This is a genomic window from Bacillus cereus group sp. BfR-BA-01355, from assembly GCF_022663675.1.
Taxonomy (GTDB): domain Bacteria; phylum Bacillota; class Bacilli; order Bacillales; family Bacillaceae_G; genus Bacillus_A; species Bacillus_A thuringiensis_S.
On sequence record NZ_JAKUFY010000345.1, the window covers coordinates 1 to 343 of the forward strand.

The following is a 343-nucleotide window of genomic DNA, read 5'->3' on the forward strand; positions in this document are numbered from 1 at the left end:
CAGCTTTTACGTATTCGTTAGGCTCAACGAATTTAGCTGAACTGAAAGTAAGTTGTAGGCCATTAACTTCTACCGTATCTCCAATTTTATAAATCTTGCTTTCAGCTTTTTCCTTTTTATCTTTCTTTTCAGCCTGTTTAGGAGCATCGTTTTTACTCACTTCTTTAACTTCAGTTTCACCACAAGCAGCTAAACTAAAAGCAAGTGCACCTGTTAAAGCGATAGTACCCAATTTTTTATACATTTCTTTTCCTCCGATTATGTAAAATGTAAGATTTCCGAAACTATCATAACAGAAACAGTTACAACTTTTTTGTCATATTTTGTCGAGGGAAATAAAAAA

The 343-nt window shown here is 33.2% G+C and carries 1 pseudogene; it reads right to left on the reverse strand.

The features are described 5' to 3' along the window. A pseudogene (locus MR167_RS31960) lies at positions 1-244 on the reverse strand (DUF4352 domain-containing protein); the annotation flags it as partial. Positions 245-343: the final 99 nt, after the last annotated feature.